General features: G+C 67.4%; 25 protein-coding genes. All 25 read right to left on the bottom strand.

All coding sequences use genetic code 11. From position 1 onward, the window contains the following. Nucleotide 1: 1 nt before the first annotated feature. On the bottom strand, nucleotides 2-811 hold the full coding sequence (locus tag Verru16B_RS10910; protein WP_069962313.1) for a sigma-70 family RNA polymerase sigma factor: 810 nt from the start codon (nucleotides 809-811) through the stop codon (nucleotides 2-4). Nucleotides 812-837: 26 nt separating this feature from the next. After that, nucleotides 838-1,089, bottom strand: coding sequence for a hypothetical protein (locus tag Verru16B_RS10905; RefSeq protein ID WP_069962312.1), 252 nt, complete (start codon nucleotides 1,087-1,089; stop codon nucleotides 838-840). Next, on the bottom strand, nucleotides 1,086-2,195 hold the full coding sequence (locus tag Verru16B_RS10900) for a hypothetical protein (protein ID WP_069962311.1): 1,110 nt from the start codon (nucleotides 2,193-2,195) through the stop codon (nucleotides 1,086-1,088). Before Verru16B_RS10900 ends, Verru16B_RS10905 begins: the two co-directional genes overlap by 4 nt. 106 nt (nucleotides 2,196-2,301) lie before the next feature. After that, nucleotides 2,302-4,461, bottom strand: coding sequence for a flagellar biosynthesis protein FlhA (gene flhA / locus Verru16B_RS10895; RefSeq protein ID WP_083270280.1), 2,160 nt, complete (start codon nucleotides 4,459-4,461; stop codon nucleotides 2,302-2,304). 109 nt (nucleotides 4,462-4,570) lie between these two features. Beyond that, the gene (locus Verru16B_RS10890) at nucleotides 4,571-5,674 is read right to left on the bottom strand and encodes an EscU/YscU/HrcU family type III secretion system export apparatus switch protein (protein ID WP_069962310.1); all 1,104 of its coding nucleotides are present in this window, start codon (nucleotides 5,672-5,674) and stop codon (nucleotides 4,571-4,573) included. Between the two features lie 276 nt (nucleotides 5,675-5,950). Continuing rightward, nucleotides 5,951-6,703: a flagellar biosynthetic protein FliR gene (locus Verru16B_RS10885; protein ID WP_069962309.1), complete on the bottom strand. Its 753-nt coding sequence runs from the start codon at nucleotides 6,701-6,703 to the stop codon at nucleotides 5,951-5,953. 107 nt (nucleotides 6,704-6,810) lie between these two features. Next, entirely contained in the window at nucleotides 6,811-7,080 is a 270-nt protein-coding gene (locus Verru16B_RS10880) for a flagellar biosynthetic protein FliQ (RefSeq protein WP_069962308.1), read from the bottom strand. Between the two features lie 54 nt (nucleotides 7,081-7,134). Then, nucleotides 7,135-7,974: a flagellar type III secretion system pore protein FliP gene (gene fliP / locus Verru16B_RS10875; RefSeq protein WP_237023391.1), complete on the bottom strand. Its 840-nt coding sequence runs from the start codon at nucleotides 7,972-7,974 to the stop codon at nucleotides 7,135-7,137. Then, nucleotides 7,971-8,357: a flagellar biosynthetic protein FliO gene (locus tag Verru16B_RS10870; RefSeq protein ID WP_069962307.1), complete on the bottom strand. Its 387-nt coding sequence runs from the start codon at nucleotides 8,355-8,357 to the stop codon at nucleotides 7,971-7,973. The genes fliP and Verru16B_RS10870 overlap by 4 nt, the downstream gene beginning before the upstream one ends. Next, nucleotides 8,354-8,608 (bottom strand): flagellar motor switch protein FliN, encoded by a 255-nt coding sequence (fliN, locus tag Verru16B_RS10865; RefSeq protein WP_069962306.1) that lies wholly within the window; start codon nucleotides 8,606-8,608, stop codon nucleotides 8,354-8,356. Before fliN ends, Verru16B_RS10870 begins: the two co-directional genes overlap by 4 nt. Then, nucleotides 8,589-9,671 (bottom strand): flagellar motor switch protein FliM, encoded by a 1,083-nt coding sequence (locus Verru16B_RS10860; RefSeq protein WP_069962305.1) that lies wholly within the window; start codon nucleotides 9,669-9,671, stop codon nucleotides 8,589-8,591. Before Verru16B_RS10860 ends, fliN begins: the two co-directional genes overlap by 20 nt. 18 nt (nucleotides 9,672-9,689) lie before the next feature. Further along, the gene (locus Verru16B_RS10855; RefSeq protein WP_069962304.1) at nucleotides 9,690-10,304 is read right to left on the bottom strand and encodes a flagellar basal body-associated FliL family protein; all 615 of its coding nucleotides are present in this window, start codon (nucleotides 10,302-10,304) and stop codon (nucleotides 9,690-9,692) included. A gap of 19 nt (nucleotides 10,305-10,323) precedes the next feature. Continuing rightward, a complete protein-coding gene (locus Verru16B_RS10850) occupies nucleotides 10,324-11,175 on the bottom strand; it encodes a flagellar hook-basal body protein (RefSeq protein ID WP_069962303.1) in 852 nt (283 codons plus the stop codon). A 27-nt stretch (nucleotides 11,176-11,202) separates the two neighbouring features. Continuing rightward, nucleotides 11,203-11,667: a flagellar hook capping FlgD N-terminal domain-containing protein gene (locus Verru16B_RS10845; RefSeq protein WP_069962302.1), complete on the bottom strand. Its 465-nt coding sequence runs from the start codon at nucleotides 11,665-11,667 to the stop codon at nucleotides 11,203-11,205. A 116-nt stretch (nucleotides 11,668-11,783) separates the two neighbouring features. Beyond that, a complete protein-coding gene (locus Verru16B_RS18340) occupies nucleotides 11,784-12,416 on the bottom strand; it encodes a hypothetical protein (protein WP_157772385.1) in 633 nt (210 codons plus the stop codon). A 1,237-nt stretch (nucleotides 12,417-13,653) separates the two neighbouring features. Continuing rightward, nucleotides 13,654-14,265: a MotE family protein gene (locus Verru16B_RS10830; protein ID WP_069962299.1), complete on the bottom strand. Its 612-nt coding sequence runs from the start codon at nucleotides 14,263-14,265 to the stop codon at nucleotides 13,654-13,656. Further along, the gene (gene fliJ / locus Verru16B_RS10825) at nucleotides 14,262-14,714 is read right to left on the bottom strand and encodes a flagellar export protein FliJ (RefSeq protein ID WP_069962298.1); all 453 of its coding nucleotides are present in this window, start codon (nucleotides 14,712-14,714) and stop codon (nucleotides 14,262-14,264) included. Before fliJ ends, Verru16B_RS10830 begins: the two co-directional genes overlap by 4 nt. After that, nucleotides 14,711-16,036, bottom strand: coding sequence for a FliI/YscN family ATPase (locus Verru16B_RS10820; RefSeq protein ID WP_069962297.1), 1,326 nt, complete (start codon nucleotides 16,034-16,036; stop codon nucleotides 14,711-14,713). The genes fliJ and Verru16B_RS10820 overlap by 4 nt, the downstream gene beginning before the upstream one ends. Nucleotides 16,037-16,070: 34 nt before the next feature. Then, nucleotides 16,071-16,652, bottom strand: coding sequence for a FliH/SctL family protein (locus tag Verru16B_RS10815; RefSeq protein WP_069962296.1), 582 nt, complete (start codon nucleotides 16,650-16,652; stop codon nucleotides 16,071-16,073). A gap of 3 nt (nucleotides 16,653-16,655) precedes the next feature. Beyond that, nucleotides 16,656-16,871: a hypothetical protein gene (locus Verru16B_RS10810; RefSeq protein WP_069962295.1), complete on the bottom strand. Its 216-nt coding sequence runs from the start codon at nucleotides 16,869-16,871 to the stop codon at nucleotides 16,656-16,658. A gap of 5 nt (nucleotides 16,872-16,876) precedes the next feature. After that, on the bottom strand, nucleotides 16,877-17,896 hold the full coding sequence (gene fliG / locus Verru16B_RS10805; RefSeq protein ID WP_069962294.1) for a flagellar motor switch protein FliG: 1,020 nt from the start codon (nucleotides 17,894-17,896) through the stop codon (nucleotides 16,877-16,879). 45 nt (nucleotides 17,897-17,941) lie between these two features. Continuing rightward, nucleotides 17,942-19,576: a flagellar basal-body MS-ring/collar protein FliF gene (fliF, locus tag Verru16B_RS10800; RefSeq protein ID WP_069962293.1), complete on the bottom strand. Its 1,635-nt coding sequence runs from the start codon at nucleotides 19,574-19,576 to the stop codon at nucleotides 17,942-17,944. Nucleotides 19,577-19,623: 47 nt separating this feature from the next. Beyond that, nucleotides 19,624-19,965: a flagellar hook-basal body complex protein FliE gene (gene fliE / locus Verru16B_RS10795; RefSeq protein ID WP_069962292.1), complete on the bottom strand. Its 342-nt coding sequence runs from the start codon at nucleotides 19,963-19,965 to the stop codon at nucleotides 19,624-19,626. Nucleotides 19,966-19,991: 26 nt separating this feature from the next. After that, nucleotides 19,992-20,405, bottom strand: coding sequence for a flagellar basal body rod protein FlgC (gene flgC / locus Verru16B_RS10790; RefSeq protein WP_069962291.1), 414 nt, complete (start codon nucleotides 20,403-20,405; stop codon nucleotides 19,992-19,994). Between the two features lie 8 nt (nucleotides 20,406-20,413). After that, complete coding sequence (flgB, locus tag Verru16B_RS10785) at nucleotides 20,414-20,803, bottom strand: flagellar basal body rod protein FlgB (protein ID WP_069962290.1); 390 nt, start codon at nucleotides 20,801-20,803, stop codon at nucleotides 20,414-20,416. Nucleotides 20,804-20,842: the final 39 nt, after the last annotated feature.

Raw genomic sequence — 20,842 nt, 5'->3', positions numbered from 1 at the left:
TCTATTTGTTGCGGGCGCGACCGAGGTAGGACCGCAGGCCCAGGATGGTCTGGGAATGGATTTGGCAGATGCGGGACTCGGTGAGACCGAAGACCTCGGCGATTTCGGCGAGCCGCATTTTTTCGAAGTAATACATGGCAAGTATCTTCCGTGGTATATCGGGCAGATCGGCCATCCTTTGAGTGAGAAGTTTGAGGAGCTCCTCCTTCTCGAGGGTCTCGCGACCGGTGACGTCGTTGTCGTCGGCCAGAAACTCGTGCAGGGAAGCGCCTTCCGACTCCTCGCCGGCGGCGTGGGAATCGAGGGCGACGAAGGTCAGGGGACGGGATTCGTCGAGCCACTTGCGGTATTCGGCCTGGCTGACGCCCATTTCCTCGCAGATCTCGTCCTCGGTGGCGGTGCGGCCGAGGCGTTGCTCAAGGTCGTTGATGGATTCCTTGAGCTTGCGGGCCCGGGCCCGGGCGCGGCGCGGGCACCAGTCCAGGCGGCGGAGCTCGTCGAGCACGGCGCCCCGGATGCGGGTGGCGGCGTAGCCGGCGAAGGTGTTGCCCTGCTCGGGATTGTATTTGCGGACGGCGGCGAGCAGGCCGGTGACGCCCACGCTGTAGAGGTCGTCGGCATCGATGTGCGGCGGCAGCGTCAGCTTGATGCGGTCCACAACATTGCGGACTAGCGGGAGGAAGCGCACGATCAAATCCTTTTCATCGATTGCGCCGGTGGTTACGCCCTGATAGACACGCCAGGCGGCGGTCGCGGGCTTGGTGGCATCCATGCCGCCGTCTTGGGTTTTTAGAGCAGCAGCGGTTTTCATGATTCAGGTGTGGGTTGAGGAAGGGATTACTTGGCCTTGGCGGCGGGAGCCGTCGGGGCGGGAGCCGGGGTGGCGAGAGAGGCGTGATAGCGGGCGAGAACGGTGTCGCGGAGACCCGCGAGCACGATGGTCCAGAACCAGCGGAAGAGCATGGCGCCGGCGAGGCAGCCGACGGCGGCGTCCAGGAGCACGCGGTCGGGCGCGTGGTCGAGGAGCCAGCTGGTGACCAGGCCGACGCCGAACCCGAGGGCCCCGCCGCAAAGGAAGACGAATTTCATGCGGCGTCCTCCGTGGAGTCGTCGGCGTCCGGCGCGGGCTCGGGGTCGGCGACGATGGGCAGGGTGCGGCGGGTGAGAGCGTCGAAGACGTCGTCCTCGCCGTCGCCGGTGAGGGCGGGGCCGGTGGAGAGGAAGAGCGGCTCGAGGCCGCCGTCGATGAGGTAGTCCCAGAGGCCACCCCACTGGGCGAGCTCGTCGAGATGGGTGAAGATGACGTGGGTGGCGCCGAGTTCGCGGCCGCGGGCATAACCGGCGCGGAGGGCGGCGTGGCCGTAGGCGGCGTTGAGCACGAGGACGCGCTCGGTGATCTGCTCGCGAGAGAGAAAATCGGCGAGGGCGACGTTGGCGGCGGGATCGCGGAGGGAGAGCGCGGGCAGGTCGAAGTAGACAAAGCCGCCGGGAGTGGCGGGCCGGGTGGAGGCCGGGAAGTGCGCGAGCGGGATGCCGAGCGCCTCGCAGAGGACCGGCAGGGCGCCGCGGGAGACGGGCTGGTCGAACTCCGCGGTCACGACGTGGCCGGTGCGGGCGCGGCGGGAGACCTCGGTGGCGAGCCACTTGCAGAGGGCGGTGGTGCGCCCGGTGCCGGCGGGACCGAAGAAGGCGGCGCGAGTGAGCGGCGCGACGGCGCGGCGGGCGCCGGCGACGCGGCGCAGGTAGCGGCCGGTTTCGACGAGGGCGCGGTGCAGGGGCATTTCCTGCAGGGAGGGCCAGGCCGGGGAGCTTTCGAGCCGAGCGAGGATGGCCTCGGAGAAACCGGAACGGCGCAGCAGGGGCGCGAGTTCGATGCGGGAAGCGCGCGGGGCGGCGCGGAGCACGGTCGGGGTGCTGGCGACCGCGACCGGGGTGGCCGCCTCGTCGGAGGTCGCGAGCAGGTGCCGGGCGGGCGAAGCTGCCGGGGCCGGCTCGGGTTGATCGAGCGAAGCGATGACCTCGAGCTTCGGGTTGGCCCAGAGCCCCCGAAGGCCGGAGGGTTCAACCTGCCGCACGGAAAGCACGCGGGCGTGCTCGCCGAGGCGCTCACGGATGACCGCGGCGGCCTCGTGGGCGTTGTTCACGGTGAACTTGTAGCAAGTTCCGGGGGCGGCGTTGAGGGTGGCGGAAGACATGAGGGGAGAAAGGAAGAAGTAAGAAGGAAGAATTAAGAAAGGGTCGGTTTCCGGTTCGGGTGGCTTAGTTTCGTCCTTCTTCCTTCTTAATTCTTACTTGGGTTCGTTAGGCGGCGGCCTTCACGGGTTCCTGGCGCTGGAGGTGGAGCGGGAGCGGGATGATGCCGGCGTTCTCAATCTCGGTGGAGGCCGGCAGCTCCTGGTAGGCCAGCACGGTGAGACGCGGGAAGGACGGCTCGAGGAAGCGTTTCACGGGCAGGCGATTCTCGGTGGAGACGACCAGGACGGCGGCGGCGCCGGCGGTGGTGAGGGTCGCGATGTGGCGGTTGAGCTGGTCGATGAGGTGACGGCCGGTCGCCGGGTCGAGGGAGAGGCCGACATCGGTCGGGGAACGGTGGACCTTGGTGCCGAGCACCTGCTCAAAGCGCGGATCCAGCGTGATGGCGCGGAGCGCGCCGGGGCGGGATTCCAGCTCGGGGACGAAGTAGATGCCGAGGCGGCGGCGGACGAGTTCGCTGAGGTCATCGGGATTCTTCGAGAGCGAGGCGAAGTCGGCGATGCCCTCGAGGATGATGGGCAGGTTGATGATCGCGATGCCCTCGCGCAGGAGGTTCTGGAGGACGCGCTGGATGATGCCGAGGTTGACGAGATCGGGCAGCAGCTCGGCGACGAGCGCGGCATGCGAGCCCTTGAGGTGGTCGATGAGCGAGGAGACATCCTGGCGGCCCAGCAGCAGGTGGGAGTTGGCCTTGAGGGTCTCGGAAAGGTGCGTGATCAGGACGGACGACGGATCCACCACGGTGAAATTGTTCAGCTCGGCGGTCTTGCGTTCGCCCTCGTCGATCCAGGTGGCCTCGAGGTTGAAGACGGGCTCGCGGGTGGGCTGGCCGCGGAGCTTGATGGTGCTGCCGGCGACATTCATGGCGAGGAGGCGGCCGGGCAGGATGGTTCCGCGGGCGAGCGGCTTGCCGCGGAGCAGGAAGCGGTAGTCATTGGCCTCAAGCTCGAGGTTGTCGCGCACGGAGACCGGCGGGACGACAATGCCCTTCTCGCGAGCGAGGGTCTTGCGGACGCCGGTGACGCGGGCGAGCAGGTCGCCGCCGTTGCGGACCTCGGCGAGCGGGAGCAGGCCGTAGCCGATCTCGATGGAGAAGGTGTCGACCTCGGTGAGCTTGCGGACGTCCTCGGTGGCGGGGGCGGCGGTCGCGGTGGTCCCCGCCTCACCCGGCTTGCCGGCGGGGGTGGCGGTGCCCTTGGCACCGGGCTTGGCGGCCACGGGGGCCAGCTCTGCTTCCCCACCCTCGGTATCCTTGAAGGAGCGGGCGGCGAACATGGCCAGGCCGGCGAGGCCCATGAAGGGGATGAGCGGCATGCCGGGCATGAGGCCGAAGACGGCCATGCACCCGGCGGCGAGCTTCAGGGCGCGCGGGTAGCGGACGATCTGGCCGGCGATCTGGGCACCGATGTTGTTGTTGTCGGAGGCGCGGGTGACGAGGAGGCCGGCGCCGATGGAGATGATGAGGGCCGGGATCTGCGAGACGAGACCGTCACCGATCGAGAGGAGGGTGAACTTCTGGAGCGACTCGCCGAGGGACAGGCCCATCTGAAGCACGCCGATGGCGAAGCCACCGAGGACGTTGACGAGGGTGATCAGGATGCCGGCGACGGCATCGCCGCGCACGAACTTGGAGGCGCCGTCCATCGCGCCGTAGAAGTCGGCTTCTTTCTGCACCTTGAGGCGGCGGGCGGTGGCCGTGACCTCGTCGATGATGCCGGCGTTGAGCTCGGCATCGATGGCCATCTGTTTGCCGGGGAGGGCATCGAGGGTGAAACGCGCGCTCACCTCGGCGATGCGGCCGGCACCCTTGGTGATGACGACGAAGTTGATCAAAACCAGGATGATGAACACCACCGCACCGACGACGTAGTTGCCCTGGATGACGAAGTGACCGAAGGACTCGATGATCTCGCCCGCGTAGCCGGTGGCGAGGATCTGGCGGGTGGAGCTGATGTTAAGCGCGAGGCGGAAGAGCGTGAGGCCGAGGAGCATCACGGGGAAGCCGGAGAACTCGGGCGGATCCTTCACGTAGACGATGGCCAACAGCACGAGCAGCGACATGCCGATGTTGAGGGCCAGCAGCACGTCGATGATGAACGGCGGCACCGGCAGCACCAGGAGCAGCACCGTCCCGAACAGGCCGAAGGCGAAGAGCAGGTCGGCGCGCTGCAGCAGGCGGGTGATGGAGTTGGAACTGGAAACGGGCACGGGAGGGAAAGGAAGAAGTAAGAAGGAAGAATTAAGCAGTGGCGGAGCGGAGGCTTGGGTGGTGGTTCGGATTTATTCCTTCTTACTTCTTAATTCTTACTTGGTTGGCTCAGGCGGCGGTCTCGAGCCGGCGGGTCTTGAGCTGGTGGAAGTAGTAACGGTGGGTGCGGTAGACGACCGCGAGGATCTCGGCCACGGCCTGGTAGAGATCGGGCGGGATGCCCTCCCCCACCTCGCCCATGGCGTAGAGCAGGCGGGCGACGGGCTTGTTCTCGACCATCGGCACGCCGTGCTCGGCGGCGAGGGCCTTGAGGCGCTGGGCGAAGCGATTCTCGCCCTTGGCGAGGACGACGGGGGCCTTATCCTTGCCGCGCTCGTACTTGAGGACGACGGCGAAGTGGGTCGGGTTGGTGACGACGACGTCGGCGGTGGCGACGGAGTCGAGCATCTGCTTCTGCATGAGGCGGCGGGCCATGCGGCGCATGGCGCCCTTGACGTGCGCGTCGCCCTCCTGGTTCTTGTGCTCATCCTTGACCTCCTGCTTGGTCATCATGAGGTCCTGGTTGGTCTTGTACTTCTCCCAGGCGTAGCTGAGGGCGGCGATGACGCCGAGAGAGAGCAGGAGGCGGCTGAAGAAGGTGAGCGCGGCGTTGTTGAGGAAGGTGCCGAGATACGCGGCCTCGACCGGCGCGCTGAACAGCGGATCACCCAGCAGGGTGCGGGCGCCGAGGAAGAGGGTGAAACCGATGGCGATAAGCTTGAGCAGATCGAGCCCGGCCCGGACCATCGTGGTCTTCGAGAAGATGCGCTGGAAACCGGCGACGGGGTTGAGGCTCTCGGGCTTGAAGCCGACGGCCTTCGGGGACATCTGGAAACCGCTTTGGATGCCGCCAACGAGGGCGGCGGCGGTGGCGCAGGCCAGGAGGACCGGCAGGAGGCCGCCACCCGCGACGAGCATGAGGTCACGCAGGTAGCCCGGCACCGTGGTAAGCTCGACGGGGCTCCGGGCGAAACTGGAAAACACGCCGACGGTGTACTCGGCGACGCTGCTGGCGGTGGTGTTGGTGGTGAAACCCAGCACCCCCAGCGCCGCGGCCAGGCTGAACAGCACCGACAGTTCCTGACTCTTCGCAAACTGCCCCTTGTCCGCGGCTTCGCTGAGGCGCTTGCCGGTGGGCTGCTCGGTTTTTTGGTCTTGGTCGGTATCGGACATCGGTGTGATCCGATAAATAGCAACGCAGATGCCAAGGAATCCGTACCACTCGCTAACCCTTGTGCTCCAACACTTAGAATTTTTAGTATCCGGCGACCGGTTGCAGGCAAACTTGAGCAAAAAAACGCTGATTTTTTCCGGCAATATTTGCCGGGAAGAGGACGGCGGCAGAGGGAGAGTGCCAGCGTGCGCCGCCGGGCCCTGGGCGGGGTCGTCCGCGTTCCAAGGAAGCCAGGGGCGAGCCTCGGTGACCTGGCGGGAGCAGCAAGGGGAGGCCTACTTCGTCACCAACAGCAGCATCTGGCTGGGGATCTCGCCGAACTCGAGGTAGAGGTAACGGGCGATGAGCGAGCCGGACGTGGCGAGCAGGCCGAGGCCGAGGAAAACCTTCACGGAAAGGCTGAGGATAAAGACGTTCATGCGCTGCACGGCGCGACCCAGGACGGAGAACGCCAGGGTGATCAGGAAGTTCAGCGCGATGAAGGGGGCGGCGATGCGCAGGCCGAGTTCGATCACCCGACCGGTGGCGACGATGACCTGCTCCCCCGCCCCGGCGCCGATGATCGGCAGACCGGGCGGCGCAAAATCAAAACTGCGGGCAAAGGCGGTCAGGACAGTGAGGTGGGCGCCAAACAAAAAGAACAGGAGGACCGACAGCGCCATGACGAACGCGGCGAGGGGCTCGGAGGCCAGCTCCGGCGCCCCGAAGCCGGGGGTGGCGGCGAGGCCGATTTCCGAGGACATCAGGCGGGCGGCCATCTCGACCGCGGCAAAGGTCGTGCGGACCATGAAACCCATGGCGAGGCCGAGGACCAGCTCCCCCGCCCCGGCCAACACAAGCGCCCAGATATCAGCCGGCAGCCGCCCCTCGGGGACGAGGCCGCCGAGGAGGATCGTGAGGCAGAGCGCCAGGGCGACCTTGATCATCGGCGGGATGCTCCGGTCGTTGCCCAGCGAGGGCAGCAGGAAAACGAGTCCCAGCCCGCGGAGGAACACCATCAGGAAGGTGAACAGGTAGGCGGTGGTCATGCCGATGGTGAAGGGACGATCAACGGACGGACGGTCCTAGCTGAGGCGAAAGGCGCGACTGCCTTCATGTGACGGCGGATTTTCCGCGGCGGCTCCCGCAGCGGGGTTCAATGGGCCAGGCCGGGCATCCGGTTGATGATGGTGATCGTGAACTCGGAGATCGAGCGCAGCAGCCACGGCGTGAGCACGAGGGCGAGGCCCGCCAGGGCGATCAGCTTGGGCGCAAAGGTGAGGGTCGGTTCCTGCAGGGACGTCACGGACTGCAGGAGACTCGAAAGCAGGCCCACCACCATCACCGTGATCAGGAACGGCGCCACGATGTAGAGCGCGAACATCACGGTGGTCTTGAACAGGTCGATGGCGATTTCGGGATTCATGAAAGAAACGGGAGGTGAATGATTGGCTGGGAGCGCAGACGGGGGGGGGCCACGTCAGGCAAAGCTCTGGACGAGCGACTGGACGATGAGGCGCCAGCCGTCGACGAGGACGAAAAGCAGCAGCTTGAAGGGCAGCGAAACGACGTTGGGCGGCATCATCATCATGCCCAGGGACATGAGCACGGCGGCCACCAGAAAATCGATGACCAGAAACGGCAGGAAGATCAGGAAGCCCATCTGGAAGGCGGATTGCAGTTCGCTGAGCACGAAGGAGGGAATCACCACGCGCATCGGCAGGTCCTTCACCGCGGTGGGGCCGTAGCCACCGAGCTGGAGGAAGTACTCGAGGTTGCCGGTGCGAGTCTGCTTGAGCATGAAATCGCGGAGCGGAGCCGAACCGCGGTCAAAGGCCTCGGTGCTGGTAATTTCCTTGGCGAGGAAAGGCTTCAGCGCCTCGGAGTTCATCCGGTCGAAAGTCGGACCCATGATGAAGAAGGTCATGAAGAGCGAGAGACCGATGATGATCTGGTTTGATGGCGCGCTGGGGACGCCGAGCGCGGTGCGCACGAAGCCGAGCACGATCACGATGCGGGTGAAGCTGGTCATCAGGAGCACCAGCGAGGGCCCGACCGAGAGGAGCGTCATCAGCAGCACCAGCTGGACAGAGACGCTGAGGTCGGCCGGACGGTCCGTGCCCTCCAAATTGATGTTGAGGCGCAGGGGGGAGTCGGCGGCGGTCGGGGCCGTGGGGGCGGCGACCGGAAGGGCCGGCGCAGCCAGGGTCGGCGTGATTTCCTGGGCGGTGGCGGGGAGCGCGCCCAGGCCGAAAACGGCCAGCCCCACCCCTAAGGCCAGCAGTCTGAGCGCGGTGAAAAGAGAAGGTTGCGTGCTCACGACTTGGTCGGGGGCTGGCTGTCCAGCGGGGTGAGCATCTCGATGCTGCCGGGGCAGACGCCGAGGAGGAATTTCTTGCCCTCGTACTCCGCGACCACGAGGTACTGCCGGGAGCCGAGGGGACGGCTTTCGACGATGGCGAGGCGGGCGGGCGCGCCACCGGCGGCCCCGGTGCGACGTTTCTGCCAGAGCCACCAACCGGCGCCGGCCGCCGCGGCGGCGGAACCGAGGAGGAAAAGGGAATTAAGGCCACCGGCGGGGGCCGGGGCCGGAGCACCCACGGAGGTCGTGCCACGCGGGTGGATGATGGCTTCCTGCGCGAGGACCGCCGGGGCGGAGAGCGCGAGGACCACCAGGAGCAGGCCGGGGAACCGCCGGCTCATGACTGGCTTTCGCTACCGACGAGCTCGGTGATCTTGATGCCGAAGTGGTCCTCGACCACGACGACCTCCCCGTAGGCGACAAGCTTGTCGTTGACGTAGAGCCCGACGGGGTCGCTGGCCTGCTGGGTCAGTTGCACAACGGAACCGGGCGTGAGTTCGAGGACGTCACGCATGGGCAGCAGGCAGGAGCCGAGCTGGACGGTCACTTTGACCTTCACGTCGAGGACGATATCAAGGGTTTTTTCTTCCATGGGAGGAGGGAGCAAGGGGGGAGACGGCGGTGGTGCCGTCGGGGCTGATCTTGGCGTTGAGCTGGACGACGACGCGTTCGGCGTCGAGGCCGGCGGTGCCGACAAACTTGGGCACGCCGTTGAGGAGGATGTTGGTCTGGCGGATCTGCTCGGCGGGCATCTCGATGACGTCGCCGACGCGCATGTCGGTGATCTCGCGGAGGGAGACGGAGAAGGTGTCCCATTCCGCGCGGACCGGCATGCGGATGCTGGAGTAGGCCTCCTGCCACGAGGCCTTCTTGGCGACGGTGGTGGTGATGTTGGCGTCCTTCTGGCGGCGGGCCTGCATCTTGCGGACGAGTGGCTCGATGGTGTAGTAAGGCACGCCGATCTGGATCTGCTCGGAACAGTCGCCGAAGCTGGCCTCGAGGGTCATGGCGAGGACGACGGCGTCCTTGGGGGAAGTCTGGAGGAAGCGGCCGCTGTTCTCATGGCCGACGATCAGGGCGGTGAGTTCCTGCTCGTTCTTCCACTGGTGGCACCACTCCTCGAGAATCATGTGCACGACGTCGTCCAACAGGGCGACCTCGATCTCGGTGAGGTAGCGCTCGGTCTTGACGGAGTGGCCGCGGCCGCCGAGGAGGCGGTCGGCGATGGTGAGGGCCAGGCGCGGGTTGATGTCGAGGACGCTGACGCCGGTGAGCGGTTCGGCCTTGAAGAGGCAGATATGGGTCGGGCTGGGCAGCGACTCGGTGAACTTGGCGTAGTTGACCGTGGTGAGCTTGGCCATCTTGAGGCCGAACTCCATGCGGAGAAAAAGCGAGAGCCGGGCGCTGAGGTAGCGGATGAAGTCCTCGTGCACGAGGCGCAGGCGGCGCAGCTCGACCTCGGAGAGGAAGGCCGGGTTGCGGAAGTCGTAGGGCTCGACCTTGATGACATCGGTGCCGGTGGTGCGGCGGCCGTCGGCCCGGATGAGCGTGCGCTTCGCCAGCGCGGAATCGCCCGCGCCACCCTGGGCAAGCAGCTTGTCGATCTCGGACTGGTCGAGAAAGTCGGTGGCGGCTTTATTGGGATCCTCGGCCATGGTGGGTCGCGGGGTGGGTTATTGAATGACGAAGTCGGAGAAGTAGACCTGGTCCGCCACGGCGCCGCCGAGGGCCTGGTTGTAGGCGGTGATGAGCTTCTCGCGGAGGACGTTCTTGGCGCCGGGTTCCTCGAGGTCGGCCAGGCTGAGGGACGAAAGCACGCCGAGGGTGACATCGGTGAGCCGGGCCTTGTTGGATTCGAACGCTTCCTTGACGGTGCCGGGCTTGGTGCCGGTGACGACGAAGCTGGTCTTGAGGTAGCGCGTGCCCATCGTGCCCGAGAGGTTCACGACGACGTTGGTGAACTCGTAGGTGTCACCGGCGCCGCCGGCCTCTTCCTTGCCGCCGCCATGCCCGGATTTCTTCGCCTCGCCGTGGGCCTCCGCCGGCAGGGCGTGGGCGGCGGCCTCGGGCCCCAGGGCGACAACGGCGGTGAGCTTTTGCTGCAGGCGCGGGAGCAGGACGAACTCGGCGACCGCCCAGCAAGCGGCGGGCGCCACGACCACGGCGAGCAGGACGGGGAGCCAGGTCTTGAGGGCGCCACCGGAGGCGGGCTTGGGGGACTCGGCGGGCGCCGTGCCGGATTTCTCCGGCGCGGCGGGCGCTTCCTTGGCATCGGTTTTGGCGGCCATGGGTCGGGGCGGTTAGGGCTTAGCTGCGCTTCAGGTTGACGATATCCTCGAGCACGGTGTCGGACACGGTGATGAGGCGGGAGCCGGCCTGGAAGCTGCGCTGGGTGGTGATGAGCTGGGAGAACTGGTCGGTGAGGTCGACGTTGGAGGACTCGAGCACGCCGGCCTGGATGGTGCCGAGGCCGTCGGAGCCGGGGTCGTTGGCGCCGGCGAGGATGCCGCCGCCGACCGGGCCGGCCGCGGAGAGGCCGGTGAAGAGGTTGTTGCCCTCGCGCATGAGGGCGGAGAGGTCGCTGAAGTTCTGGAGCTGGAGCTGGCCGGTCACGGCGGAGGTGCCATCGGAGTAGGACTCCACGAGGTTGCCCTGGCTGTCGAAGCTGATGGCCTGGAGCTGGGCGCCGACGGGCAGCGCCGCGCCGATCTGGAGGTCGTCGACGGTGCCGCCGACGAGGCCCTGCACGCGCTGGCCGCCGCCGGTGACGAGGTACCCATTGTCATCCACGCGGAACTGGCCGTCGCGGGTGGCATACTGCGTGCCGCTGGTGGCATCGCGCACGATGAAGAAGCCCTTGCCGGAGATGCCGAGGTCGGTGACGTTGCCGGTGCTGTTGAGGGCGCCCTGAGTGAAATTGGTCGTGATGCCCGAGAGCTGCACGCCGGTGCCGATCTGCAGGGCGGACTGGCTGGAGGCGGTGCCGCTGGACGGCGAGGAATTGCGCAGCGTGTTGCTGAAGCTGTCGGAGAAGCTCGCCTGGGAGCTCTTGTAGCCGGTGGTGTTGATGTTGGCGATGTTGTTGCCGATCACCTCGAGGCCCTTGCCGAAGGTGCGAAGGGCGCTGACGCCGGATGTGAGGGTGCCGATGAGTGCCATGGTGGGATGTTGGGTTGGTGGTTAAGTTCAGGCCGCGGGCGGAAGCTCGGCGGGGGAATAGGGGGTGTACTCCACGCGCTGGACGGTGGAGAGCGGGTACTTATTGCCGTCGATGATGAGGACGGGGCCCTTGGCGGTATTCTCGACCGCGGTGACCTGGCCGCTGACGGGCAGACCGTCCGCATCGCTAACGGTGACCGTGCGGCCGAGCATGCCACTGGCGGTCAGATTCTGCTGGTCGGACCGAAGCAAGCCCATCTCGCGCACGAGGGAGTTGCTCTGGTCAAGGGAGGTGAACTGGGCCATCTGGGCGATGAAGGCGGTATCCTCCATGGGCTTCATGGGATCCTGGCTCTGGAACTGTACGGCCAGGAGCTTCATGAAATCGTCGGAGCCGAGGGAGGTTTTCTTCAGCGTGCGGGCGGCCGTGGTGGAATTGCCCCAAGCTAGGGTGCTTGAGGCGCTGGCGGATTCGGTGGCGGAGACGGGCATGGGAGGAAGGGAAAGGAAGAAGGATGAAGGAAGAATTAAGAAATCGAGCGGGCGGGCATTGGTTTGGATGTTCTGACTTTCTTCCTTCTTAATTCTTACCTCTTACTTGGTTTAGTTCAGGCGAGGGCGGAGAGGCGGACGGAGGTGGGCAAGAAGGCGGCCACGCGCGGGGTGGCCGGCTCGGGACTAAAGGCTTCGCCGACGAGGGAGCGGCGGTTGAAGGTGGGATGGTCGGAAAAGCCCTCGCGCGGAGCCCGGTGCTGGGCGTCGGACTGCGCCTGCTGACCAGCCGGCTGGCGGGCGTCGCTGTCGGCGGAGGCCGACGCGGTGGGCGTATGGGGCGAAAAGACCGGGTCGAGGTAGCGTTGCATCTGCCCGGGGGCGGCGGCGGTGACGGCCGACCACTCGCGCTCCAAGGCGGCGCGCAGCGGGGCGGAATCGGTGCGGAAGTCGGTGTGGACGGCCCCATCGCGGATCGCGACGTGCACGCTCAGATCCTCGCCGCCGAAGTGGAGGCGGAGGTGGACGCTGCCGGTCTTCTGCATGCTGGCGGAGAATTGCGCCTCGATGAGGCCGGTGACGGTCTCGACGGCGCGGCCGGCAAAAGCGGACCCCGAGGGCCCAGGCGCCGGCGCGGTGATTCGCTCCGCGGGGGACTGAGCCACAGAAAAATCCGCGCGCACCGGCAGAACCGTCGAGTCGGGGAGACTGCGGACGGCGCGGGATTCCTCATTCGGGGCGGCTGGCATGATGGCATCCGTTTGAGCAACGGCGATGCCAGCCCGGGGTGACCTGGTGCTAACCTGCTTGTCCCCAGTGAATACAAATTTTCTTTCAACAGCCTCCAGGCGGCTCGCCAGAGACGGGGCCGGGGCCGGTTTTTTTGCGGCAATTTTTTCCGGGTTGAGTCCGGGAGCGCCCATGGCGGCGGCGGTGGACACGGCCGCGGTGGCAAAGCCGGCGGACTCCACGCGGACGACGGGTTCGCCGGGGAGATGCAGCTCCGCGTGGAATTCGACCGGAGCATCGGCAAGGGTAGACTCGCCGGCCGGCGGCTCCGGGACGGGGGCGAGCGGGAGTCTGAGCTCCAACGCGCCATCTCCGCCGCGCACGAACACCGGGGATGGAAGGGGGGCGGGAGCGTTGGGAACGGATGCGAGTTCGGCATCCGCCGAGGGAACAACCGGCGACGCAGTACCCGGCACCCGCGAATCAGGCCGATCCGTCGCGGTGGCCTGGCGGGACCCGGCCCCGGGGCTGGTCAGGTTCGGGGAAAATACAGTCGCGGCACGCGGGTCGAATGAGCTGTCCTGGGAAATCCCCGGAGCGAATGAGGTGGGGATCGGGCCTGGGAAGGCGTCGCGGACAGCGCCGGCCCCGATCGTGGTCGCGGGGGACGCACCCGGAGTGGAAGACCCGGAGGAAGGAATGGCCGGGGGTGTAACCGAGGGCAGGAGCGAGTGGAGCAAGGAGGCCACAAACGCGACGGCTTGTTGCCGGATTTCGTCCGACACTTCCGCCGGTACGTCCGGGGCGCGGGCCGGCCGTGCTCCACTCGGGGCAGATTCCGTCGCCGCGACCTGGCGGTTCCAAATAAACACAAGCTCGGCGGGCGCGGCGGGAGCGTCACCCGGTGACACGGGGCCAGCCGGATCGGAGGGCGGCGTGCCTGGGATAGGCATCGGCGCGGCATTAAAACGGAGGCCCGCGGCGACGGCGGGTATTGTTGGGGCGGACGGGCCCGGCAGGACCTGCGCCGACGAGGTGGCCGGCATCCACGTGGAAAAATCCGCCGGGGACGCGGTGGGGCCGTCACCGGCCGGGGTGCCGGCCGGCGCGGAAAGCAAGCCGGCCAGGGCGGCGTTGACGGGGGCCGGGCCGGCGGCGGCAGCAGGAGCAGCGAGGAAAGTGGGCAAGGTGGAATTCATGGGAAGAATCCATCCTTGGAACCGGAATGGGGCCGGCCTTGGCCCCCCGGAGGAATAATCAGGAGGCGGTCTTGGTGGACTTCATCAGACGAAGTTTTTCGGAAAGGGCGGCGGCGCGCTTGGCCATGGTGCCATCGGGGCCGGGGGTGATGGCCATCTGCTCAAAGATCGGGCCGACAACGTCGGATTTCATCAAGGAGAGGATCTTCACAACGGTGGTATCGTCCATCTCGCGGAGGATGGAGACGGCCGCGGCGGGGCTGAGCGTGGCGTAGGTGGCGGCGAGAGACTTGAGGTTGCGAGCCTCGTCAGCGGTGATCTCGATGACCTTGCGGGCGATCTCGGCGCGCATGCCCTCGATGTCGGTGCGGATCTTGGACAGCTCCTGCTGCTCGGACGCGAGACGGGCGGCACGCTGGTTGAGGGTCTCGGCCTGGGACCGGAGCCGGGCGCGTTCCTCCTTCAACTCGGAGGAGAGCCCCTCGATCTCGATGGTCCAGAAATCCCAGCCCTGAGCCTTGCCCTCGACCACGACGGGCGCGGGGATGGTGGCCATGAGCTGGGTCATGAGCAGCTCGCCGGCGCGGAGAAACCAGCCGAGGCCCATGAGGGTGCCGGAGAGGATGCCGAGGACGGCGACGAAGGCGGGATTGGCGATTACCTTGTTCATGAGAGGACGGGAGAGCGGAAGGCGCGGAAGCCGGCGAGTTCGTCGAGTTCACCCTGTTCGGCGCGGAGCAGCTCCAGCCGGTGGCGCTCGCGGGCCTTCTCCTCCAGCTTCTGGACGGTCTTCAGACGGCGGTTGGCCTCGATGTATTCCTGGCGGCGGGCCTGCATGGCGGCGCGGGCCTCGATGACCTCGCGCTCGACCTCGATGACGGTATTGCACTCGCCCCGATAGACCCGGAACAGGGCCGCGGCATCGGCCGCGAGGAAGCGGTCGGTCCGCCCGTGGAAGAGGACCTCGGCCAGCTCGGCCACGCGCTGGCGGAGCGCGGCCAGCCGTTCCTCGGCCTGGACGTAGACGTGGACGGCGGCGGCAAAGACCTCGCGGGCGCGCAGTTCCTGATGGGACCGCAGGACGCCCACGGGCTGGAGGGGGAAGCGGAACTTTTTCATGGGGCGACGATGGTTTTGATGCGTTGGTAACTTTCCGGACGGGAGGAAAATTCGTTCACGCCCTGCCGCAGGAACTGCTTGAGCGGCTCGCTGAGGGCGATGGCCTTGTCGAGCGCCGGGCTGGAGCCCTTCTGGTAGGCGCCGATGGACACGAGGTCCTCGTTCTTGCGGTAGAGCGCGAGGTGCTCGCGGGCGGCGGCGGCGTGAGCCACCTCGTCCGGCGCGCAAATGTCGCGGGTGAGCCGGCTGACGCTCTCGAGCACGTCGATGGCCGGGTAATGATTGAAGTGGGCGAGCTGGCGCGAGAGCACCAAGTGCCCGTCGAGAATGCCGCGCACGGCGTCGGCGACGGGTTCGTTCATGTCATCGCCCTCGACGAGGACGGTGTAGATGGCGGTGATGGAACCATGCTCCCCTGCCCCGGTGCGCTCGAGCAGGCGCGGCAGCATGGCGAAGACGGACGGTGTGTAGCCGCGGGTGGTCGGCGGCTCGCCGATGGCGAGGCCGATCTCGCGTTGGGCCATGGCGAAGCGGGTGACCGAGTCCATCATCAGGAGGACATTCTTACCGGCATCGCGGTAGGACTCGGCGATGGAGGTCGCGGTGAAGGCGGCGCGGAGGCGGAGTGGCGCGGAGGTGTCGGAGGTGGCCACGACCACAACGGCGCGCTTGAGGCCCTCGGGGCCAAGGTCCTTCTCGATGAACTCGCGGACCTCACGGCCGCGCTCACCCACGAGGGCGACGACGACCACGTCGGCGTTGCAGCCGCGGGCGATCATGCCGAGGAGGGTGGACTTACCGACGCCGGAGCCGGCGAAGAGGCCGAGGCGCTGGCCGCGGCCGAGCGGGACGAAGGTGTCGATGGCGCGCACGCCGGTGGGGAGAGGGTCCTTGATGCGCTGGCGACGGAGCGGGTGCGGCGGCTTGTTGTCGTGCTCGGAGCGGTCAAGCGGGAGCAGGCCGAGGCCGTCCATCGGGCGGCCGAGAGCATCGAGCACGCGGCCCAGCAACTCGGGGCCGGGCATGGGCAGCGGCGGCCGGTCGGCGGCCGCCACCTCGCAGCCGACGTGCAGGCCGGCGGTGTCGCCGAGCGGCATGAGCAGCACGCGGTGTTCGCGGAAGCCGACGACCTCGGCCCGGACCGAGTAACCGGTGCGGGGCGAACGGACGACGCAGATCTCACCGAGGCCGACGTTGGGGCCCTCGGAATCGATGATGAGGCCGGCGATGCCGGTGACGGTGCCCACGCGCTGCACGGCCGGCGCGTGGCGCACCTGGGAGCGCAGGACATCGATCAGGGGGCCGATAGTCGCGGTGCTCATGGGTGGGTCTCCGGGAAAAGGGGGCGGGCCGGGTTCATTCGCCGGTGAGGCCGTGGGAGAGCACGGCCAGCTTGGTGGACTGCCGGGCGTCGGTGAGGCCGAAGCGGCTGCGGACCTGGCAGTCGCCCGGGGCAAGGTTGGCGTCGGACTTGACCTTCAGGCCGGGGTAGCGGGCGATCCAGCCCGGGTTGACCTGCTCAAGGAGCGCGGCGTCGCGGGGGCAGAGGGAGAGTTCCAGGCCCTCGCGTTCAGGAAAAAGTTGCTCGAGCGCCTCGTGGCAGAGTTTCTCCACCAGCGCCGCGGGGGGCTCGAAGCCGGCGAGCAGGCGGCGGGCGATGTCGATGGCGAGGGCGGGCAAAGCCTCGCGCAACTGGGCCAGCGTGGCGGCCTCGACGGTGGTGAGCTGGCGGAGCACGCCGTCGCTGAGCTGCTCCATCTCCACGCGCATGTCCACGAGCCGCTGGTCCATCAGGGAGTGGGTGGCGTCGACGCCCTTGCGGTAGGCGGCCTCTGCGCGGGCGGCGACCTCGGTCTCGGTGAACAGGGGCCCCCCGCGGCCGGGCAGGACGGCACCGGCGAGCGGACGGTCGAAGGCGATGAGCTTGGCGAAGGCCATGGGTCAGGCGGCGGCTTTTGCGCGGGCCGGGCGGCCGGCGGGGCGGGTGCGCCGCGGGGGACGCGCCGGCGGGGCGAACGCGGGCCGGACCCCGGTGGGGTGATCCTCCCCGAAGCTGCGCAACAGGCTGAGGCGAACCCACTCGGGCACGGCCGGCGGGAGCGCCGAGGGCAGGTCGCGGGGGGCGTGGAAGCTGAGGCGTTGGATGAAATCGTGCATGGGGGTCAGGCCACGACGGCTTGGGAATCGGAATCGATGGAGATCTGGCCCTCCTCCTCGAGGCGGCGGACGGCCTGGATGATGACGTCCTGCGCGGCCTCGACGTCCTTGAGGCGGACCGGCCCGAGCAGCTCGATTTCCTCCTTGAGGCCCTCGGCGGCACGCTTGGAGAGGCCGGACATGACCTTGGTGCGGAGCGCCTCGCTGGCGGACTTCATCGAGATGGCAAGGTTGCTCGAGTCCACCTCGCGCAGGATGCGCTGCAGGTCGGCCGACTGGAGACGGTTGAGGTCCTCGAAGCTGAAGAGCTTCTTGCGGATGGCGGCGCTGAGGGCGGCGTTGCGCTCCTCGAGGCGGCCGAGAAGGGTCTTGCTGAGATCCTTCTCCAGGCTGTTGAGGAGACCGGCGACCGCGCGAACGCCGCCACTGTGGTGGAAGGCGGGGCGGGTCTTGTTGTCGAAGTGCTTGCCCAGGCTGCGGGCGATCTTGTTCACGAGGTCGAGCGAGGTGGACTCGATGGTGCCGAGGCGCTCCAGCACCTCCTCGCGCAACTCAGGGCTGAGGAGCGGGAACACCTCGGCGGACTTGGCCGGCTCGAGGTAGGACAGGATGAACGAGATGGTCTGGGGCTGCTCGTGCTTGATGAGGTTGTAGATCTGGCGGCCCTCCATCTCGGAGATGTCCTTGATGACATCGAGGGAGGCGCCGGAGGCGGGGCCGACGCGGCCGATGATGGCGGAGGCCTTGTGGCCGCCCTTGGCGATCTCGAGCGTGCGCTGGGCGAAGTTGATGCCGCCGGAGGCGGACTGGACGCCACCGGCGACGACGCCGGCGAATTCCTCGAAGGCCTGTTTCTGCACGGCGTCGGGGATCATGGGAAAACCGGCCATCTCGCGGCAGAGATTCTCGATCTCGGTGTCGTCAAATTGCTTGAGCACCTCGGCCGCGGCCTCCGGCCCGACGCAGATCAGGAAGACGGCCAGTTTCTGCTGGCGGGTGAGCTTGGGATAATCGATGTCGGCCATGGGGAGGGATAGATCTCAGATTTTGGATTTCTGATCTGAGACGGCTCAGTTGTTCTTGGCGGCGGCGGCAGGCGGGGTGCCGACCCAGTCGCGCAGGGCGGTGCCGATGTTGGCGGGTTTCTGGCGGATCAGCTCGTTGAGCATCTCGGGCGTGACGGCGTTGCCGTTCTGGAGGGAGCGGGCGGCGAGCTCCGGCGGCATGGCGAGGACCTCGACCGGAACCGGCTCGGGCTTCTGGCGGGAGAGCATGCGAAGGAAGAGGAGGAGCACGAGACCGGCGCCGCCCACGGCGGACCAGCGGCTGGCGGCCTCGATCCAGCCCTGCCACTTGTTCTCGGTCTGGATGGCCTGGATCTGGTCGCTGACGGGTTCGACGGCGAAGGCGACCTCCTGAAGGGTGACGATGGTGTCGAGGGTCTGGCCGGGCTCGGGCTTGAGGCCCAGGGCGTTGACGACGACCTGCCGGAGGGCATTGAGCTCCTCGGCGGAGCGCGGCTGAGGCTGGGGCGCCGGGGCGGCCGCACCCTCGGCGGGCGGGGTGGCCGCGGCGGCCGGGACCAGCGGGGGGCGCTGGGCGACAAGGACGGCGGCAGTGACGTTCTTGATCGTGCCGGGGTTGCGCGTCGTGTTGGTGAGGGTGCGGTTGATCTCGTAGGTGGTCGTGCGGTTCTTCCGGTTCTGCTCGCTGGTGGAGGTGGGCCGGTTGGTGACGGTCTCGGCGGAGGCGGCCTTCTCGGGGACATTGGCGCTGACGCCCACGGCGCCACCGCCGGAGCGCGTCTCGCTGGTGTTGTTGATGTCGTCGGTCTGGGTCTGGGAGCGGATGACCTGGCCCTCCGGGTCGAAGACCTCGGCGGTGATGGAGGTGGCCTCGGTCTCGATATCGGCGGAGACGCGGACGACGGCCTGGCCGGGGCCGATGACCTGGGCGAGCATGGTCTCGACCTTCTTGGCGAGGTAGTCCTCGACCTGCTGCTTGTAGCGCATCTGGGAGGAGGCGGTGCCGAGGGTCGGATCCTGCTTGAGGGCCTCGGAGAGGACGTGGCCGCGGTTGTCGACGACGGCCACCTGATCGGGCACGAGGCCCTGCACGGAGTTGGCGACGAGGTGACGGATGGCGTTGACCTGGTCGATCTCGAGGCGGCTGCCACCGAGGTCCACGAAGACGGAGGCGGTGGGCTTGACGCCGTTGTCGGTGAGGAGGAGGCGGTTCTCGGGCTGGACGATCATCACGCGCGCGGCGCGGACGCCGGCGAGCTGACTGATGGTGCGGGCGAGTTCGCCCTGGATGGCACGCAGGTAGTTGGTCCGCTGGACGAAGTCGCTCAGGCCGAACTGGCCCTTGTCGAAGATCTCGAAGCCGACGCCGTCGCCACTGGGGATGCCCTTGGCGGCGAGATCCATGCGGAGTTTGTGGACGCGGTCGGCGGGAACCGAGACGGTGCTGCCGCCGGAAGAGATCTGGTGCGGGATATTGAGCGTCTGCAGGTGACTGATGATGGCGGCGGAGTCCTTGTCACCGAGGCGGGCGTACAGCAGCTGGTAGTCAGGCCGGCGGGACCAGAGCACCACGGCGACCATACCGCCAATGACGGCGAGGGCGGCGACCATGAGGGACACGCGCTGGTTGAGCCCGAGGTGGGACCAGAGATCGAGGAGGGACTGGGCAAATTTCTTCATGAAATGGGTGCTGGGATCAGGGAATTAGGCTCCGAAGCTCAGGCGGCTCACACCTGCATGCGCATGAGTTCCTGGTAGGACTCGACGAGCTTGTTGCGCACCTCGACCATCAGGGTGAAAGCGACGGAAGCCTCCTGCATGGCGATGACACTCTGGTGGAGCTGGTCGCTGTCGCCCAGCAGGACGCTCTTGGTGAGGTTGGCCGAGGCGGCCTGTTTCTCGGCCACGGTCGAGACGAGGCCGTCGAGCATGTTGCCAAAGCTCTCGGTCGGTGCGGCCAGGCGCATGCCGTCGGGCAGCGGGGCGGCGATACGCGCCCCGGTCTGGGCGACGTCGAGGGGCTGGAGCGGGAAGGCCGAGAGGGCGGAGGTGGAGCCGATGGGAGACATGGGGCGGAGAGATCAGGGGCGGGCGGTCACTTGCCGATCTGGAAGACCTTCATGGCGAGGTTGCGGGCGTTCTTGACGACGGAGAGGTTGGCCTCGTAGGCCCGGGTGGCCGTGATGAGGTCGACCATCTCGAAGGCGAGGTTGACGTTGGGCATCATGACGGAGCCGTCGGGACCCGCATCGGGATGCTGGGGATTGTAGACGGACTGGCCGGGGCTCTTGTCGGAAGTGATGCCGGAAACGCTGACGCTGGTGAGGGAGGCACCCCCGGCGCGTTTCACGAGTTCGCTCTCGAACGAGATGATCTTGCGCCGGTAGGGCCCACCCTCGGGGGTGCGGGTGGTGTGGGCGTTGGCGATGTTCTGCGCGACGAGATCGAGGCGGAGTTTCTGGGCGTTGAGGGCCCCTGCGGTGATGTCGACGCCGGCGATGAGATTCATGGCGGGGATCAGGTGCTGCGGCCGGTGATGGCCATTTTGAGCTGCTTGATGTTCCCGGAGATGACCTCGGTGAGGAACTCGTACTCGACGGCGTTCTTGTTCATCGCGAGGAGTTCCTTCTCGATCTCCACGGAATTGCCGTCGGGGCGCACGGAGCGGGCGAAGGGATCCTGGACCAGCGTGGGCTGGAGGGAGGCGGCGCCCCCGCGGGTGATCTCGCCGGACTGGGTGCGGGCCTTGAGCTGTTCGGCAAAATCCGCCGAGACATCGAGCCGGCGGTAGCCCGGGGTCTCGGCGTTGGCGATGTTGGAAGCGATGGCCTCCTGCTGCAGGGCGCTGGCATCGAGAAGCTTCCTGGCCAAGAGGTAGTTTTGGGACTGGAAAACCGGGTCGATCATGCCCGAACCATAACATGCGGCGTGCCACCCTCGGCACAC

It is taken from the genome of Lacunisphaera limnophila (genome assembly GCF_001746835.1).
Lineage (GTDB): Bacteria > Verrucomicrobiota > Verrucomicrobiia > Opitutales > Opitutaceae > Lacunisphaera > Lacunisphaera limnophila.
This window is presented reverse-complemented; position numbering and strand designations above follow the sequence as displayed.

Bases quoted from the DNA above. Each gene is read 5' to 3' on its own strand.
- Verru16B_RS10910 (WP_069962313.1), bottom strand. From the start codon at position 811: ATGAAAACCGCTGCTGCTCTAAAAACCCAAGACGGCGGCATGGATGCC.
- Verru16B_RS10905 (WP_069962312.1), bottom strand. From the start codon at position 1,089: ATGAAATTCGTCTTCCTTTGCGGCGGGGCCCTCGGGTTCGGCGTCGGC.
- Verru16B_RS10900 (WP_069962311.1), bottom strand. From the start codon at position 2,195: ATGTCTTCCGCCACCCTCAACGCCGCCCCCGGAACTTGCTACAAGTTC.
- Verru16B_RS10890 (WP_069962310.1), bottom strand. From the start codon at position 5,674: ATGTCCGATACCGACCAAGACCAAAAAACCGAGCAGCCCACCGGCAAG.
- Verru16B_RS10885 (WP_069962309.1), bottom strand. From the start codon at position 6,703: ATGACCACCGCCTACCTGTTCACCTTCCTGATGGTGTTCCTCCGCGGG.
- Verru16B_RS10880 (WP_069962308.1), bottom strand. From the start codon at position 7,080: ATGAATCCCGAAATCGCCATCGACCTGTTCAAGACCACCGTGATGTTC.
- Verru16B_RS10870 (WP_069962307.1), bottom strand. From the start codon at position 8,357: ATGAGCCGGCGGTTCCCCGGCCTGCTCCTGGTGGTCCTCGCGCTCTCC.
- fliN (WP_069962306.1), bottom strand. From the start codon at position 8,608: ATGGAAGAAAAAACCCTTGATATCGTCCTCGACGTGAAGGTCAAAGTG.
- Verru16B_RS10860 (WP_069962305.1), bottom strand. From the start codon at position 9,671: ATGGCCGAGGATCCCAATAAAGCCGCCACCGACTTTCTCGACCAGTCC.
- Verru16B_RS10855 (WP_069962304.1), bottom strand. From the start codon at position 10,304: ATGGCCGCCAAAACCGATGCCAAGGAAGCGCCCGCCGCGCCGGAGAAA.
- Verru16B_RS10850 (WP_069962303.1), bottom strand. From the start codon at position 11,175: ATGGCACTCATCGGCACCCTCACATCCGGCGTCAGCGCCCTTCGCACC.
- Verru16B_RS10845 (WP_069962302.1), bottom strand. From the start codon at position 11,667: ATGCCCGTCTCCGCCACCGAATCCGCCAGCGCCTCAAGCACCCTAGCT.
- Verru16B_RS18340 (WP_157772385.1), bottom strand. From the start codon at position 12,416: ATGCCAGCCGCCCCGAATGAGGAATCCCGCGCCGTCCGCAGTCTCCCC.
- Verru16B_RS10830 (WP_069962299.1), bottom strand. From the start codon at position 14,265: ATGAACAAGGTAATCGCCAATCCCGCCTTCGTCGCCGTCCTCGGCATC.
- fliJ (WP_069962298.1), bottom strand. From the start codon at position 14,714: ATGAAAAAGTTCCGCTTCCCCCTCCAGCCCGTGGGCGTCCTGCGGTCC.
- Verru16B_RS10820 (WP_069962297.1), bottom strand. From the start codon at position 16,036: ATGAGCACCGCGACTATCGGCCCCCTGATCGATGTCCTGCGCTCCCAG.
- Verru16B_RS10815 (WP_069962296.1), bottom strand. From the start codon at position 16,652: ATGGCCTTCGCCAAGCTCATCGCCTTCGACCGTCCGCTCGCCGGTGCC.
- Verru16B_RS10810 (WP_069962295.1), bottom strand. From the start codon at position 16,871: ATGCACGATTTCATCCAACGCCTCAGCTTCCACGCCCCCCGCGACCTG.
- fliG (WP_069962294.1), bottom strand. From the start codon at position 17,896: ATGGCCGACATCGATTATCCCAAGCTCACCCGCCAGCAGAAACTGGCC.
- fliF (WP_069962293.1), bottom strand. From the start codon at position 19,576: ATGAAGAAATTTGCCCAGTCCCTCCTCGATCTCTGGTCCCACCTCGGG.
- fliE (WP_069962292.1), bottom strand. From the start codon at position 19,965: ATGTCTCCCATCGGCTCCACCTCCGCCCTCTCGGCCTTCCCGCTCCAG.
- flgC (WP_069962291.1), bottom strand. From the start codon at position 20,405: ATGAATCTCATCGCCGGCGTCGACATCACCGCAGGGGCCCTCAACGCC.
- flgB (WP_069962290.1), bottom strand. From the start codon at position 20,803: ATGATCGACCCGGTTTTCCAGTCCCAAAACTACCTCTTGGCCAGGAAG.